Here is a 14,956-nt window from a genome sequence, read left to right on the forward strand (position 1 = left end):
GTGAGACAGGACCGCCCCGGGCTCCTGGAACCGAGGACGCCCCGGGCCATCACGGCGATCAGCGGCGCGACGCAGCCTTTTTCTCGATTGCCGCACGGTCGACGATCGCGCGCGCATGCGTGCCGCTTCCGACCTGGCCTTTCGAATCGCGCGCGATGATGTCGAATACGTACAGGTTCCCTTCCTGCCCCCGGAAGCTGGCCGTGGCGCTCACTTCCGCGCCGACCGGGGTGGGTGCCGAGTGGGTCAGCTGGGTCGTGACGCCGACCGACAGCTGATCGCCGTCGAGTTCGCCTCGCATGACTTCCGCGCATGCGCGCTCCATGAGCCCGAGCATCGCGGGCGTCGACATCACATCCGGGTACTGTTCATCCGAGTCGTTGCCGAAGGCAGAGGCCAGGTCTCGTACACCCACCAGGCGCGTCAGGGTCGCCGTTGCTCCAGAGCTGATCATGTAATCTCCTTGTTTGGTCAAGCCAACGCAGCAATACCCATGCCAGGCCGATCGGCAGAGGGACGGTTCCGCCCAGCGGGTTTCGCAGGGCCGGGCTGGAACGCCCGACACGAATCTTTCCGTTAAAAAAATTAACGCCCGTTTCGGTTGCTTATGCTTTTAGAAGTCGATTCGCCGATCCGACGCGGGCCCGCAGGTGATTGCCCGGCATCCGGAAAAATGGGCCGTCTTTCGACGGCCCAAGCGCTACAAAGGCACCGACAGGAGACCGGCTTCGATACTTCGATACGTCGATTCGCTACTTCGCGGTGACAGGGGTCAGATTGCCGCCCAACAGCTTGTAGACGGTCACCGGCGCATCGACCCAGTCGCCCTGATCGTCGAACTTCACCGGCCCGAGCATGCTCGTGAACGATTGCTGGCGCATCACCTTCGAATACGCTTCGGGTGACGTCGAGTTCGCCCTTTGCATGGCGTCCGCTACGACCAGCGTTGCAGCGTAGAAGGCGGGGGCATAGGTATCCACGTTCGCGCCAAACGTGCTTTTGAATGTGCTCTGGAAGCGCTTGCCGTCGGGCAGGCTGTCGAGCGGCGCGCCGCCCTGCGCACAAAACATCTTGTTGTCGAGCGCGTTGTTCGACAGCTTGCTGAACTCCGGCGAACAGATGCCGTCGCCGCCCACCAGCACGGCATTGATGCCGAGATCCACCATCTGGCGTGCCAGCATCGCCGCTTGAGCGTAGTAGCCGCCGTAGAACACCACCTGAGGATTCCGCGCCTTGATGTGCGTCAGGATGCCCTTGAAGTCCGTCGTCTTGTCCGTGCTGTATTCACGGGCCACGACGGTCATTCCGTCCTTCTCCGCCGTCTTGACGAACACGTCCGCGACCCCGGCGCCGTAGGCGGTCCGATCGTCAACCACGGCCGCGCGCTTGAGCTTCAATACGTTGGCGGCATAGTGCGCCATGCGGCCGCCCATGACATTGTCATTGGTCGCGAGGCGGTAGACGTAGGCAAATCCCAGCTTCGTCAGTTGTGGATTGGACGATGCGCCCGTGATCATCACGACGTGCGCATCGTTGTAGATGCGCGCAGCCGGAATGCTGACCCCCGAGTTGTAGTGCCCGATGACAGCGGCCACGCCGTCGTCGACGAGCTTTTGCGCAACGTTGACACCGACCTTCGGGTCGCCCTGATCGTCGACGGACACCAGTTGAAACTTCACCGGCTGCCCCCCGATGACAAGCTTGCGGGCATTCAGTTCGTTGATGGCCAGCTGCACGCCGCGTTCATCGTCCTTCCCGCTTTGTGCCGAACTTCCGGTAAGGGGGCCGGCCGCACCGATCTTGACGACGGTATCGGCACGCGCATACGACGCCATGCCAGTAGCATTCACACCGACGGCGGCGACTGCAAACATCAAGGTAACGCGGTTCATTTCGATTCCCCTGAAGCATTGGACGGCAGCTGTTCCAGGACATCCCGAACGGGCGACAACGTCTTGAACTCGAAATCAGGGCGTGGCTGCCACGGGCCGAGCGTGTCCCCGGTGCGGTTGACCCAGGCCACGTGCATGCCAAGCGGCTTTGCGCCATCGACATCCGCCCAGCTCGCGAGCGAGCAGTGCAACACGTTCGGCGCATCCAGCCCGAGGCGGTCCAGCGCCAGGCTGAAGATCAAGTGAGAAGGCTTGTAGGCCTTGGCCATTTCGGCGGTGGTGACATGCTCGAAGTAGCGCACCAGCTGGCTTCGGCGCCACAGGTCGCTGTCCATGTTCGTGATCGGCATCAGCGGATATCGAGCGCCTGCCCAGTCGAGAAACGCGACGGCATCCTCATGCGGCGGCGAAGACTCGACCAGATGCGTGAGCAGCACGTCCGTGAGCTTTTCGACGTCGTGACCGTTGAGCGCCTTCGGAAAGAGGGTATCGATGCATGCCGTCAAGGCGTCCTGTGCGACCGCCCGATAGCTCCGGTACGCGCCCCCTCGATAGGTCTGCACGTTGCGCCTATCCCAGTCGAGGTACACATCGAACACGGAACGGGGCGAGTCGACCCCGAGGATGCGCATGACTTCGGCGATACCTTCCATGCCACCTTTGTCGACATCCACCAGCGTGCCGAAATAGTCGAACGTCAATGCTTGAATATTCATGGTCATTTCCTCGTAGCAAACGCCTGGACGCGTCTGGCGGCCTCGGGTGTCGCAAACGCTGCAACGGTTGCGACCTGTTCCAGCTCGAGACTGCGGCCCAAATCAGTGGAAAGCTCCGTCGTCAGCAGGCGTTTCAGCCTCGATACCGAAAATGCCGAGCGTTCGGAAACGCGCGTCGCAAGTTCCCGTGCGGTTTCAAGGACCTTGTCCCGTTCGACGACCCGATTGACGAGGCCGAGCGAATACAACTGTTGGGCCGACTGACGCTCGCCCAGCAGCCAAAGCTCCATGGCGCGCTGATGGCCGACGCTTTGAGGCAGGAGTTGCGTCACCCCTCCCGTGACGAACTGCCCCCACGCCATTTCCGGAAAGAAGCACACCAGATCGTCCGAAGCAACGACCAGATCGCAATTGAGCAACCACTCGAACCCGCCGCCGACGGCGAAGCCGTGCACGGCGCCGATCACGGGCTTGCCATTGAACATCAGATCGCGCGTGATCTGCTGGATGCGTTCGACGTGACTGCGGATACTCGCATCACTTTCCGTCTGCTTGCCAAATTCCTTGAGATCGTCGCCGGCACAGAATGCCCGACCTTCGCCCGTGAATACGATGACCTTGCACCCTTCATCGGCATTGACCTCGACCAATGCTTGATGGAGGTCGTCCAGCAAATCCCCGCTGATCGCGTTCAACCGCTCGGGGCGATCAAGCACGACCGTCGACACGGCTCCCGACTTCTCGACTCTTGCGTAGCGCATCACGCCTCCTTTTCGACCCAACGCGTTTTACCCTCGGTACGCGGGAAATGTTCGAACGGCACCATCGTGACTTCCGCCGTCGAACCGACCTTCGTGCGAATCGCGGCCTCGACCTGCTCCCTGGCCTGTGCCCAGCTGTCTGCCGGCAATCCCTGCGCCGCTTCCACCGCCATCGTGATCCGGTCATACGGGCCATCTCCCTTCAGGACGATCCTGAAGATGCCCGATGCCCATTGCGGAACCGATTCGACGGCAACGCGAACGGCACTCGGGAAGACATTGATGCCGCGTACGTTGAACATATCGTCGGTCCGGCCGGTGACCCGGAATCGCCACGCCGTCCGGCCGTCCGGCCCCCGGTCGACGCCGGTCACGGTCACGACGTCTCGTGTCCTGTATCGAACGAGTGGCTGACATTCCTTCTGCAGGTGCGTACAGACGAGTTCTCCCACGGTCCCCTCCGCGATCGGGAGGCGCTGAAGCGTCGCGGGGTCGAGGATCTCCGCAAACACCACGTCACTCGCGTGATACAGCAAATCGTGGGTCCAGTCGGTTTGACCACCCAGGATGCTCAGCACCTCCGATAGCCCGAAATTGGCATTACGCACCTTGAAGCCCCACTTCTCTTCCATTGCGTTTCGCAGGTCCGGATTGTCGAGCCCCGCCTCTCCACCAAACAGCCCCAACGTCAGTTTCAGATCGCGAGGACGCAGGCCGCCCGATTCACGCAGAATCTGTTCGATGAGGCCCGGATACGACGGGGTGCACGAAATCGCATTGATGCCGAGATTGACGATGGAATCGATCAGCACACGCGTGTTGCCGACACCGAAGGGCACGACCGTCGCGCCGGTCGCCTCGAGGATCGTGTGATCCGTAAAGCCCCCCGTCCACATGCAGTAGTTCAGGCAGTGAACCACCCGGTCCGTCGGGCGCAAACCGGCCGCCCACATCGAACGCGCACCGACATGTGCGATCCGACGGGCATCGGAAGCGCTGTTCGCAAGAATGAGCGGACGCCCGGTCGTCCCGGAGGTGCGATGAAGGCGGGCAACGCTCGCCTCGCCGCATGCGACGTAGTCACCGAACGGGGATGCCGCCTCCTGACTGACCCGAAGCTCATCCTTCTCGGTAAAGGGCAGGTCTTGAAGCGAGTCCAATGTCACTTCCCGATCGATCCAGCGCGACAGCTTCGTGCGATAGAAGGACGACATGGAACGGACGTAGTCCCACTGGGTGGACCACAGTTTGTCCTGATGCCGGCGCACCTGGTCAAGCGGCAAGGTTTCGAATGCCTCGTCAAAAAGCGAATTGCCTGGATGATTCGTCGACTTCACTTTCATATCTTCCATTCCTTTAGCATGTCGAATTGATATCGTTTCAGTCAGAAATCGGAGGTTGCGACGTCAATCGGATTGACACCCGATTGCCGAGCGCTCGACTATCGAACGTGCGTGACTGCCGCTTGCAACCGGGCCCGCTGCGTCGGCTACGACGACGTCAAACCAGTACAGTTCACCGTCGAACATCCGAAATGTTGCCGTTGCGAAAACCTCGGCTTGCGACGGCGTGGGAGCCAAATGCCTGAAGTGCATGACATTGCCAATCGAACACTGGTCGCCCCGAATATCCTCACGCATGGCCTCGACGCATGCTTCTTCCACCACGCCAACGAGGGCAGAGGTTGACAGCACCTCGGGATGAAATTCATCTGCGCGACGGCGGCCACGCTCAACCAGCCCCTGCTTCCCCAAGATCATCGATATCGCTGTACGTTTCGCCGGCATCGGATCGCGCGTCTCCCTGTTCGTCTGCATCCAGATAACGCAAGGGCCATGCCAGGCTGACGTTTTCCCCGAAAGCCGCACCGCCGGTGACTTGCAGCCCGCACAGCAGGCCGTCGTAATCAATCTGGACGTCAGTATTTTTAACGGTCGTCAGGGAAGATGCCTGACTGCTGTCGCATGGGATGTCTCCGTGCGGCCATGAGAACAATCCGCTGATCCGACGTCGCATCCCGACCGGCAGAAGGATCGCCCGCTGCGCCCGTCGTTTGCGCAGTGCGTCCGATTTTCAGGCGATGACGGACATGCGTGGCACAACGCCTGCGTTGACCTGCGCGACGCCGTGGCCGTCGCCCACCCGGCGAATCCGTGCGCTAGCTCAGAACGTTTGATGTAAAGTACGCGGCTCGGACGCGCCCTTTTCAATTGACGCAAGCGCCGGATTTCTCGAGAGAAGAAAACACACGTATGGAACAGATAAGTTGGGACGATTTTCAGAAGGTTGTCATGGTGGCCGGCACCATTACGCGCGCCGAACCTTTTCCTGAAGCCCGCAAGCCCGCTTATAAAATCTGGGTGGATTTCGGTCCATATGGGGAACGCAAGACGAGCGCGCAGATAACCTCCCTGTACACGCCGGAAGCACTCGTCGGACGGCAGATCGTCGGAGTCCTTAACTTCCCTGAAAAACAAGTCGGGCCGATCAAGTCGCAATTTCTGCTGAGCGGATTTCACACGGACGACGGAGTCGTGATCACCACGCTCGAGCGGCCGGTTCCCAACGGGTCCCGCCTTGCGTAACGGACCCGACACGCTTTGAAGCAGCGCGTTATCGATGCCCGCTACGCGAAAGCAGCGAGCATTCCTGCATGGGAATCGGCCTCGTTGCTCCTCGCTGCCGACTGATTCACGCGTCTCGCACGTCGCGCCGTGCAACCCGTCCTCGATTAAAGGTGGTGCAACGACCGCTTGCATCCGCACCGGATAGCGGCCGGTCGCAAAGGGCTGCAGATCGACGCATCATGTGCGGCTGCTCCGGCCGCCCCTCGATGCAATCGTGCCGGCGGGAACCTGCACCATCGGCAGATCGGGCGTTTCAGACAGATAGGCGATGTTCGTCACGCTGCCGCACCGTTACGACGACAGCCTGACGGCACCGGCTTCGTCATACGCCACGATGTTCAACCCTTCCATCGCTACCGGCGCGACGAAGTACCGTGTGATCCGGTCGAATTCGGCGTCCGACGCCTGGAACGGATGGTCGCCTCGCGCATTGCGTGCGCGCAGCCGCGCCTTGCAGACCGCCTCGCCGACGTCGAGGTAATGCAGTCGATGGTCGCAGCCGACCGCCTGCGAAATGGCGAGCCCCCAGGCGCGCGCGGCGACGGTATTGAACGGCACGTCGAGCACCACCGACACGCCGGCCTGCAGCACCGCGCGGGCATGATCGGCAATCACGTTGCCGACGCGCGTTGCACACCGGACGTAGTCGTCGATCGACAGGATCTCGCCCGGATAGAGCTGCGCGAGCCACGCGTCTTCGCTGATCGAAACGACCGGCCCGGCACTGGCGAGCCGCGCGACGAGCGTCGATTTTCCGGACGCGATCTTGCCGCATACCATGTGGAGCAACACGGCATCGTTCGATGCCGTCGCGTGAAGTGACTTCCCTGTCTGCATGTCCAGGCTCTCCATCGAATGCCCAGAAAGCAAAAACCCGCCTTCCGGGCGGGTTGTGACGACATCCATTCAGTCGATCGCTACCCCGCCGGCAACATGGCGGCGCAAATAATCGAACGGGTTTGCGAATGGATCATGCGCACCAGAATAACCAACTCCCCGATCGTGAGCAAGCGGGTGATAATCAAAGCACGTCAACCTGCGCGCTTAAAACTGATACGCTAGACGAAATAATAAACAAGGCGTTCCCGGGCACCCCCGTCCGCCGCCATTCAGATAACAAACAGAGAAAAGGGCATTCCGAAATGAAACGTGGTTTTGTATTTGCCGCCCTGCTGGCAATGTCGTCCTTGGCCGCACCAGCGGCACTGGCGCAGGAAAAGGCCGCGCCGCCTGTCTATACGTGGCTCTCCGAGCGTTTCCCCGAGAACGTTCGCTACGATTCCCCCATACTGACCATCAGCGATTCCGGGTTATCGGCGGATCAAGGCATCGTCAACGCGCAATTGACGCTGGTGCAGTCACCGCAAGGCAACGATTCCGTACTGGGGCTGGCCGTCGCCTTCCATACGACGGAGAAGCGCAATTTCAATACCGTGCGCGACTACGGGAAATTCGGCACCCACTACCGGCAGCCCAAGATCCCGGTCGCGATTCCGACGCTGAACGGCGGCGGCTACAGCGACACCGAGAACTGGCCGCCGGTAGCCGATGGCGGCAAGACCTGGCCCGTGAACGGGGGCGTCTTCATCATGCTGAACCGCATCGACCTGAAGCCCTACGACATCAGCGGGACCGACCTGGTGCTCAGCCTCTCGGACTACGATACGGCCGACAAGGCCTTCCGGATCCGGATTCCGGCAGCGTTTCTGTCGCGCTTTCTCGCCAGCATTCCGAATGACCGCCGGCTGGTGCCGGAGGCGATGTTGAACCGTCCGTCGGTCTTCGGCGTGCATTTTGTCGAATTGAGCGAACAGGAGCAGACGGGGCTGAAACTCCCCGGCAGCGCACTGCAGATCCTCGCTGTGCTGCCCGCCACGGTCGCCGATCGCGCCGGCCTGAAGAATTACGATGTGCTGCTGCGGTTCGGCGATCGCCCGCTGAAGCAGATGGACGACCTGAGAGACGCCGTGCTTGCGACACCCAAGGGCACGGTGGTGCCGCTGACGGTCTGGCGCGATGCCAGGGAGGTCAAGCTGCAGGCGCAGTTCTGAGATCGCCGCCGGATCGTGGCGCCAGGCCGGCCAGGCGCCACGACGCATGCGTCACGCGGCCCCGTCGCGCCCCTTCGGAAACACGCCACGACTCATCGCATCGAGTTGCCGGCCGATCTCCGCGCGCAAGTCGGCCGATACCTCGATGCTGTCGAGCAATTGCGAAATCCACAGCCCGTCGGCGGCGAGCCGGCAGATCATCAGCGTCGCGGCCTGCTCGAGCGGCACGGGATCGGGGCGCGTCCATTCCCGCATCGGCACCGACCATCGCTCGCGCGTGTCCTGGTCGGTAATCATCGACGCGACCAGCACGCGTAGCACATCGGTACTCGCGGCCGGATGCGACTCGTCGAGCACCGCGTGCATGTAGGCCCGCGCCGCCGCACCGGCGCCGCCGGCATCCGACGCCACCCGCGCGGCCATGTGCGCGGCGAACCGCTCGGTCGCCTGACCGAACAGCGCATCCAGCAGCCCCTGCTTGTTCGCGAAGTGATACTGCAGCGCGCCTTTCGTCACGCCGGCACGCGCGGCCACCGCATCGAGCGTCAACGCGGCCACGCCGTGATGGGTCGCGATTTCCGATGCGGCCGCCAGCAACTGCGCGCGCACCTGGTCCGGCGCTTTTTTTCGCCGCACGCCAACGCCGGCGGCGGCCGACGCCGATGATACGGCAGATGCCCGTGCGCCGGCCTTTCCAGCCGGTTCGACGGGCGCAGACACGTCGTGCGGCGCGGGTTCGAGGCGTTTTTTCATGATGCGGATGGTAGCACCCGGGCGTCTCCATATAAACATTCCGGCTGGATGGTATGATCCGCCGCATGAATAAACCCGCCCCTTCCCCCTGGTCCGCGCTCGACACCGCCATCGCCCGTGGACGCGACGCCCTCGTGCGTCTCCAGCAACCCGACGGCAGCTGGTGTTTCGAACTCGAATCCGACGCGACGATCACCGCGGAATACATCCTGATGATGCATTTCATGGACAAGATCGACGACCTGCGCCAGGAGAAGATGGCGCGCTACCTGCGCGCGAACCAGCGGCTCGACACGCACGGCGGCTGGGCGCTGTACGTCGACGGCGATCCGGACGTGTCGTGCAGCGTGAAGGCGTACTTCGCGCTGAAGGCGGCCGGCGACAGCGAGCAGGCGCCGCACATGATCCGCGCACGCGACGCGATCCTGACGCTCGGCGGCGCGGCGCGCGCAAACGTGTTCACGCGCATCCTGCTCGCGACGTTCGGCCAGGTGCCGTGGCGCGCGGCGCCGTTCATGCCGATCGAGTTCGTGCTGTTCCCGAAGTGGGTGCCGATCTCGATGTACAAGGTCGCGTACTGGGCGCGCACGACGATGGTGCCGCTGCTCGTGCTGTGTTCGCTGAAGGCGCGTGCGCGCAATCCGCGCGACATCTCGATCCGCGAGCTGTTCGTCACGCCGCCTGACGAAGAGCGCGAGTACTTCCCGCCCGCCCGCGGCATGCGCAAGCTGTTCCTCGCGCTCGACCGCACGGTGCGCCATATCGAGCCGCTGATGCCGAAGGGCCTGCGGCAGCGCGCGATCCGTCATGCGGAAGCGTGGTGCGCGGAACGCATGAACGGCGAGGACGGGCTCGGCGGCATCTTCCCGCCGATCGTGTACAGCTACCAGATGATGCAGGTGCTCGGCTACCCGGACGATCATCCGCTGCGGCGCGATTGCGAGAATGCGCTGGAGAAGCTGCTGGTCACGCGGCCGGACGGCAGCATGTACTGCCAGCCGTGCCTGTCGCCGGTATGGGATACCGCGTGGAGCACGATGGCGCTCGAGCAGGCGCGCGGCGTCGCGGCACCGGAAACCGGCGACGCGGCCGGCGCACAGCGCGAACTCGATGAGCGCATCGCACGTGCATACGACTGGCTGGCCGTGCGCCAGGTGAACGACCTGCGCGGCGACTGGATCGAGAACGCGCCGGCCGACGTCGAACCGGGCGGGTGGGCGTTCCAGTACGCGAACCCGTACTACCCCGACATCGACGACACCGCGGTCGTCACCGCGATGCTCGATCGCCGCGGCCGCACGCATCGCAACGCGGACGGCACGCACCCGTATGCACCGCGCGTCGCACGCGCACTCGACTGGATGCGCGGGCTGCAATCGCGCAACGGCGGCTTCGCGGCGTTCGATGCCGACTGCGACCGCCTGTACCTGAACGCGATCCCGTTCGCCGATCACGGCGCGCTGCTCGATCCGCCGACCGAGGACGTGTCGGGCCGCGTGCTGCTGTGTTTCGGCGTGACGAAACGCGCGGAAGAACGCGCGTCGCTCGCGCGCTGCATCGACTACGTGAAGCGCACGCAGCAGCCCGACGGCAGTTGGTGGGGCCGCTGGGGCACGAACTACATCTACGGCACGTGGAGCGTGCTGGCCGGCCTCGCGCTCGCCGGCGAGGACAAGTCGCAGCCGTATATCGCCCGCGCGATCGAGTGGTTGCGCTCGCGACAGCATGCGGACGGCGGCTGGGGCGAGACGAACGACAGCTATATCGACCCGAAGCTGGGCGGCACCAATGGTGGCGAAAGCACGTCGAATTTCACCGCTTGGGTGCTGCTCGCCCAGATGGCGTTCGGCGACTGCGAGTCCGACTCGGTGCAGCGCGGCATCGCGTATCTGCAGTCGGTGCAGCAGGACGACGGCTTCTGGTGGCACCGGTCGCACAATGCGCCCGGCTTTCCGCGCATCTTCTACCTGAAGTATCACGGCTATACCGCGTACTTCCCGCTGTGGGCGCTCGCGCGCTATCGGCGGCTGGCCGGCGCGAAGGATGCGGGTGCAACCACGTCGTCCACGCCCGACACGCTCGGCGTACCGGCCACACGCGCCACGGACAGCGCGCTCGCCTGAGCCGAAACCCCGGCCGAAACGGCAACGCGCCGGCACGCCTGACGGCGTCCGGCGCGATCGAGACGATTCCCCTCCCCCTTCCTGCTTACGCGTCGCGCGGCACCTGCATCCGCGCAAACGCGTCCCGCAAGTCCACGCAGAACGCGTCGCCGATCATCGACAGCGGCTGCGACGCGGACGTCACCAGATAGAAATGATCGGGCACGGCGGGCTCGAACGGCTTGACGGCCACGCGCTGCCCCGCATACAGGGCCGTCACCGGATCGATCAACGCGACGCCCGCGCCGTTCGCAACGAACGCGACGATCGTCTGCGACAGCTGCGCCTCGATCGACAGCACGCGCGACACGCCGGCCTCGACGAACACGCGGTCGATCGCGCTGCGCGCCTCGAAGCTCGGCGGAAACGAAATGAACGGTTCGTCGCGCAGGTCGGCCGGCTGCACCACGCGCTTGCGCGCGAGCCGGTGCCCGCGCGGCACGATGCAGCACATCGCGCTTTCCGCGAGCCGTTCGCCGCGCACCGCCGGATGCGGCACGGGCTCGGCGATCAGCCCGACGTCGCACTGCCCTGACGCGACCTTGTCGACGACCGTGGACGCGCTGTGCGCGAGCAGCGTGATGTCGACACCCGGATGCGCACCCGAGAAGCGCGTGACGAGTTCCGGCAGCAGGTCGAGCGCGACGGCGGGCGAGCCGGCCACGCGCAGCGTGCCGCGCCGCATCGCGCGGATCTGCTCGGCAGCCTGCGCGACCCGATCGAGCCCGACGAACGCGCGCTCGACCTCCTCGTACAGCACGCGCGCCTGCGCGGTCGGCGTGAAACGCCCCTGCTCGCGCTCGAACAGCACGAAGCCGACGCGATCCTCGAGATCGGCGATCAGCCGGCTCACGGCCGGCTGCGAGATATGCAGGTCGCGTGCCGCGCGCGTGACGGTATGGCGCTGCATCACCGCGCGGAATGCTTCGATCTGACGAATTCTGAGCGAAGGCGTGGTCATAACATTGGATTATGGGTCGTTGATCAAGCTGTATTGGACAGTCTATTTTGCCTGCCCGAACATCGGTTCCGCAACGCAATAAAAGCCAGGAACCGCGCCAGCATGTCCCATAACACGCAGAGATTCACCCCTCGCCACCGGAGCCGCACATGACCGTGCGCCGCTTCGACGTCGTCGTGGCCGGCGGCGGTCTCGTCGGCATGGCGCTCGCGTGGGGCATCGCGCGGCTCGGCAAGCGCGTCGCCGTGTGCGACGGCGACGACATCGCGTTTCGCGCGGCACGCGGCAACTTCGGGCTGGTGTGGGTGCAGGGCAAGGGCGGGCGCTGCCTGCCCTACGCGCGCTGGTCGCGCGAATCGTCCGAGCGCTGGCACGCATTCGCCGCGCAATTGCAGCGCGAGACCGGCGTGGACTGCGGATTCGAACGCCCGGGCGGGATCGAGCTCTTCGAACACGATGCCGAACTGGAAAGCGCGACCGCGCTGCTCGAATCGCTGCATCGGCAGGACGCGGCGCTGTCGTATGAGGTGCTCGATCCGGCTGCGCTGCGCAAACGGATTCCGGCCGCGTCGCCGGCGCTGGCCGGCGCGCTGTGGTCGCCGAACGACGGTCACGCGAATCCGCTCTACACGCTGCGCGCCATGCTGCAGGCGTTCCTGCAAAGCGGCGGCGTGTACCTGCCGCGCAACGAAGTCAGCGAGATTCGTCCGCGCGCCGGGCACTTCGAGATTGATACCCGCGAAGGCCCGCTCGAAGCCGGGCGCGTGGTGCTCGCGGCCGGCCTCGACAACGCGCGGCTCGCACCGATGGTCGACATGCTCGCGCCGATCTCGCCGCTGCGCGGCCAGATCATGGTGACCGAGCGCCTCGCGCCGTTTCTCGACTATCCGACGCTGGTCGTGCGCCAGACGCCGGAGGGCTCGGTCCTGCTCGGCGACTCGGCCGAGGACGTCGGCTTCGACGACGGCCAGACGCGCCCCGCGATGGTCGACATCGCGCGCCGCGCACGCACCGCGTTTCCGGCGCTCGCGCACGCACGCATCGTGCGCGCGTGGGGCGCGCTGCGCATCATGACGCCCGACGGCCTGCCCGTCTACGAGACGTCGACCACGCACCCCGGCGCGTTCGTCGCGATCTGCCACAGCGGCGTGACGCTCGCCGCCGCGCATGCCGATCTCGTCGCGCCGTGGATCGCGGGCGACACCGCGCCCGCCGACCTGTCCGCCTTCACCACCGCGCGCTTTGCCGCGCCCACGGATGCCCGGCATGTTTGAATCCATCGTTCCCGCCGCCGCGCCGCTCGAGCGCGTGCGCATCCATATCGACGGCACGCCGCACGACGTGCCCGCGCATTACAGCGTCGCGGCCGCGATGCTCGCCGCCGGCGCCACCGCATGCCGCACGAGCGCCGTGAGCGGCACGCCGCGCGGCCCGTTCTGCATGATGGGCGTGTGCTTCGACTGTCTCGTCGAAGTCGACGGCGTGCCCAACGTGCAGGGCTGCATGACGCCCGTGCGCGACGGCATGCAGGTGGGCGCGATGCGCGGCAAGGCGAGGCTCGCATGACGCGCCGCCAGTACGACCTGCTGATCGTCGGCGCCGGGCCGGCCGGGATGGCGGCCGCCGCCGCCGCGCGCCACGCGGGGCTGTCGGTCGTCGTCGCCGACGAAGGCGGCGCGCCCGGCGGCCAGATCTATCGCAACGTGGCGGACGCGCCCGCGACGCTCGCGCGCTGGCTCGGCAAGGATTACGAAGCGGGCCGCCCGCTCGTCGACGGGCTGCTCGCGAGCGGCGCGCACTATCTGCCGCGCAGCACGGTGTGGCAGATCGCGTTCGAACCGGAGCCGGTCGCGATGCTCACGCAAAGCGGCCCGTCGGGCGGCACGCTCGACATCGGCGCGCGCGCGGTACTGATTGCCACCGGCGCGCAGGAACGCCCGTGGCCGGTGCGCGGCTGGACCTTGCCCGGCGTGATGGGCGTCGGCGCCGCACAAACACTGCTGAAATCGTCGGGGCTTGCGCCGTCGGCCGACACCGTGCTCGCGGGCAGCGGCCCGCTGCTGTGGCTGTTCGCCGCGCAGTTGCTGCATGCGGGACGGCGCGTGCGCGCGCTGGTCGACACGACGCCGCGCGACGCGTGGCGCCACGCGCTGCCGCATGCGCTGCCGGCGCTGCGCGGCGCCGACTATCTGCTCAAGGGCTGGCGCATGCTGCGCACGGTGCGCAACGCCGGCATTCCCGTCTATCACGGCGCGACCGACGTATGCATCGACGGCGACGGCCGCGCGCAGCACCTGCGCTTTCGCGACGCGGACGGCATCGTGCAATCGCTCGACACGTCGCTCGTGCTGCTCCATCAGGGCGTGATTCCGTCGACGCAGCTCGCCCGCTCGCTCGGCTGCGCGCACGAATGGGACGAACGCGCCGCCTGCTGGCGGCCGCAATGCGACGCACGCGGGCGCAGCAGCGTCGCGCACGTCTGGATCGCCGGCGACGGCGCGGGCATCGGCGGCGCACAGGCCGCGGCGCTCGCGGGCGAAGTGTCGGCGCTCGACATCGCGGTCGCGCTCGGCGCACTCGATCGCGACGCGCAACACGCACGCGAGCGCCCGGTGCTGCACGCGTTGCGCCGCCATCTCGCGGTGCGGCCGCTGCTCGATGCGCTGTACACGCCGGACGCCGCATTGCGGCGTCCCGACGGCGACACGATCGTGTGCCGCTGCGAGGAAATCACGGCCGCCGAGATCCGCGAGCTTGCGGCGCTCGGCTGCCAGGGGCCGAACCAGATGAAGGCGTTCACGCGCTGCGGGATGGGCCCGTGCCAGGGACGCTGGTGCGGCACCACGGTCGGCGAACTGATCGCCGACGTGCAGCAGCGCGACGTCGGCGACGTGGGTCACTACCGGATCCGCGCGCCGATCAAGCCGGTCACCGTCGGCGAGATGGCCGACGCCCTCGAACTGTCGAACGATTTCCGGCGCGGCGAATTCCCGAGCTGACGCGCGGCCCGCGCACCCCCACGCTAGTCCACAC

Annotated in this window: 15 protein-coding genes; 6 read left to right on the forward strand and 9 right to left on the reverse strand. The window is 65.5% G+C overall.

The annotated features are described in order from the left end of the window. Positions 1 to 58: 58 nt before the first annotated feature. The 6 genes from BDO18943_RS00710 to BDO18943_RS00735 form a co-directional block, all read right to left on the reverse strand. Positions 59 to 454, reverse strand: coding sequence for a thioesterase family protein (locus tag BDO18943_RS00710; RefSeq protein ID WP_175020767.1), 396 nt, complete (start codon positions 452 to 454; stop codon positions 59 to 61). A gap of 298 nt (positions 455 to 752) precedes the next feature. Continuing rightward, positions 753 to 1,892, reverse strand: a complete 1,140-nt coding sequence (locus tag BDO18943_RS00715; RefSeq protein WP_175020768.1) for a branched-chain amino acid ABC transporter substrate-binding protein — start codon at positions 1,890 to 1,892, stop codon at positions 753 to 755. Next, a complete protein-coding gene (locus BDO18943_RS00720) occupies positions 1,889 to 2,608 on the reverse strand; it encodes an HAD family hydrolase (RefSeq protein WP_175020769.1) in 720 nt (239 codons plus the stop codon). Before BDO18943_RS00720 ends, BDO18943_RS00715 begins: the two co-directional genes overlap by 4 nt. A 2-nt stretch (positions 2,609 to 2,610) precedes the next feature. After that, positions 2,611 to 3,369 carry an enoyl-CoA hydratase/isomerase family protein gene (locus BDO18943_RS00725; RefSeq protein WP_175020770.1) on the reverse strand — a complete coding sequence of 253 codons (759 nt, stop codon included), beginning with the start codon at positions 3,367 to 3,369 and terminating at the stop codon, positions 2,611 to 2,613. Further along, positions 3,369 to 4,712 (reverse strand): phenylacetate--CoA ligase family protein, encoded by a 1,344-nt coding sequence (locus BDO18943_RS00730; RefSeq protein ID WP_175020771.1) that lies wholly within the window; start codon positions 4,710 to 4,712, stop codon positions 3,369 to 3,371. The genes BDO18943_RS00725 and BDO18943_RS00730 overlap by 1 nt, the downstream gene beginning before the upstream one ends. A 63-nt stretch (positions 4,713 to 4,775) precedes the next feature. Continuing rightward, on the reverse strand, positions 4,776 to 5,186 hold the full coding sequence (locus tag BDO18943_RS00735) for a thioesterase family protein (protein WP_235995724.1): 411 nt from the start codon (positions 5,184 to 5,186) through the stop codon (positions 4,776 to 4,778). Between the two features lie 435 nt (positions 5,187 to 5,621). On the opposite strand from BDO18943_RS00735, the gene BDO18943_RS00740 reads away from it, so the two are divergent. Next, entirely contained in the window at positions 5,622 to 5,954 is a 333-nt protein-coding gene (locus BDO18943_RS00740) for a tRNA-binding protein (RefSeq protein ID WP_175020772.1), read from the forward strand. Positions 5,955 to 6,287: 333 nt separating this feature from the next. Here the strand turns inward: BDO18943_RS00740 and BDO18943_RS00745 are convergent, their stop codons facing one another. Beyond that, complete coding sequence (locus BDO18943_RS00745) at positions 6,288 to 6,833, reverse strand: AAA family ATPase (protein ID WP_175020773.1); 546 nt, start codon at positions 6,831 to 6,833, stop codon at positions 6,288 to 6,290. A gap of 128 nt (positions 6,834 to 6,961) precedes the next feature. Between BDO18943_RS00745 and BDO18943_RS00750 the strand changes: the two genes are divergently transcribed. Continuing rightward, positions 6,962 to 8,047 carry a PDZ domain-containing protein gene (locus BDO18943_RS00750; protein ID WP_175020774.1) on the forward strand — a complete coding sequence of 362 codons (1,086 nt, stop codon included), beginning with the start codon at positions 6,962 to 6,964 and terminating at the stop codon, positions 8,045 to 8,047. Positions 8,048 to 8,098: 51 nt separating this feature from the next. On the opposite strand, the gene BDO18943_RS00755 is transcribed toward BDO18943_RS00750, so the two are convergent. After that, positions 8,099 to 8,800 (reverse strand): TetR/AcrR family transcriptional regulator, encoded by a 702-nt coding sequence (locus BDO18943_RS00755; RefSeq protein WP_175020775.1) that lies wholly within the window; start codon positions 8,798 to 8,800, stop codon positions 8,099 to 8,101. Between the two features lie 53 nt (positions 8,801 to 8,853). Here BDO18943_RS00755 and shc point away from each other — a divergent pair, with 53 nt between their 5' ends. Further along, a complete protein-coding gene (gene shc / locus BDO18943_RS00760) occupies positions 8,854 to 10,923 on the forward strand; it encodes a squalene--hopene cyclase (protein ID WP_235995726.1) in 2,070 nt (689 codons plus the stop codon). 85 nt (positions 10,924 to 11,008) lie between these two features. On the opposite strand, the gene BDO18943_RS00765 is transcribed toward shc, so the two are convergent. Further along, a complete protein-coding gene (locus tag BDO18943_RS00765; protein WP_175020777.1) occupies positions 11,009 to 11,923 on the reverse strand; it encodes a LysR substrate-binding domain-containing protein in 915 nt (304 codons plus the stop codon). Positions 11,924 to 12,072: 149 nt separating this feature from the next. On the opposite strand from BDO18943_RS00765, the gene BDO18943_RS00770 reads away from it, so the two are divergent. From BDO18943_RS00770 to BDO18943_RS00780, 3 genes are read left to right on the forward strand one after another with little or no spacing between them, the layout of a single operon-like run. Continuing rightward, positions 12,073 to 13,197 carry an NAD(P)/FAD-dependent oxidoreductase gene (locus BDO18943_RS00770; protein WP_175020778.1) on the forward strand — a complete coding sequence of 375 codons (1,125 nt, stop codon included), beginning with the start codon at positions 12,073 to 12,075 and terminating at the stop codon, positions 13,195 to 13,197. Next, complete coding sequence (locus BDO18943_RS00775; RefSeq protein ID WP_175020779.1) at positions 13,190 to 13,489, forward strand: (2Fe-2S)-binding protein; 300 nt, start codon at positions 13,190 to 13,192, stop codon at positions 13,487 to 13,489. Before BDO18943_RS00770 ends, BDO18943_RS00775 begins: the two co-directional genes overlap by 8 nt. Beyond that, positions 13,486 to 14,922 (forward strand): FAD/NAD(P)-dependent oxidoreductase, encoded by a 1,437-nt coding sequence (locus BDO18943_RS00780; protein ID WP_175020780.1) that lies wholly within the window; start codon positions 13,486 to 13,488, stop codon positions 14,920 to 14,922. The genes BDO18943_RS00775 and BDO18943_RS00780 overlap by 4 nt, the downstream gene beginning before the upstream one ends. The last annotated feature ends 34 nt before the right edge of the window (positions 14,923 to 14,956 follow it).

It is taken from the genome of Burkholderia aenigmatica, from assembly GCF_902499175.1.
Taxonomy (GTDB): Bacteria; Pseudomonadota; Gammaproteobacteria; order Burkholderiales; family Burkholderiaceae; genus Burkholderia; species Burkholderia aenigmatica.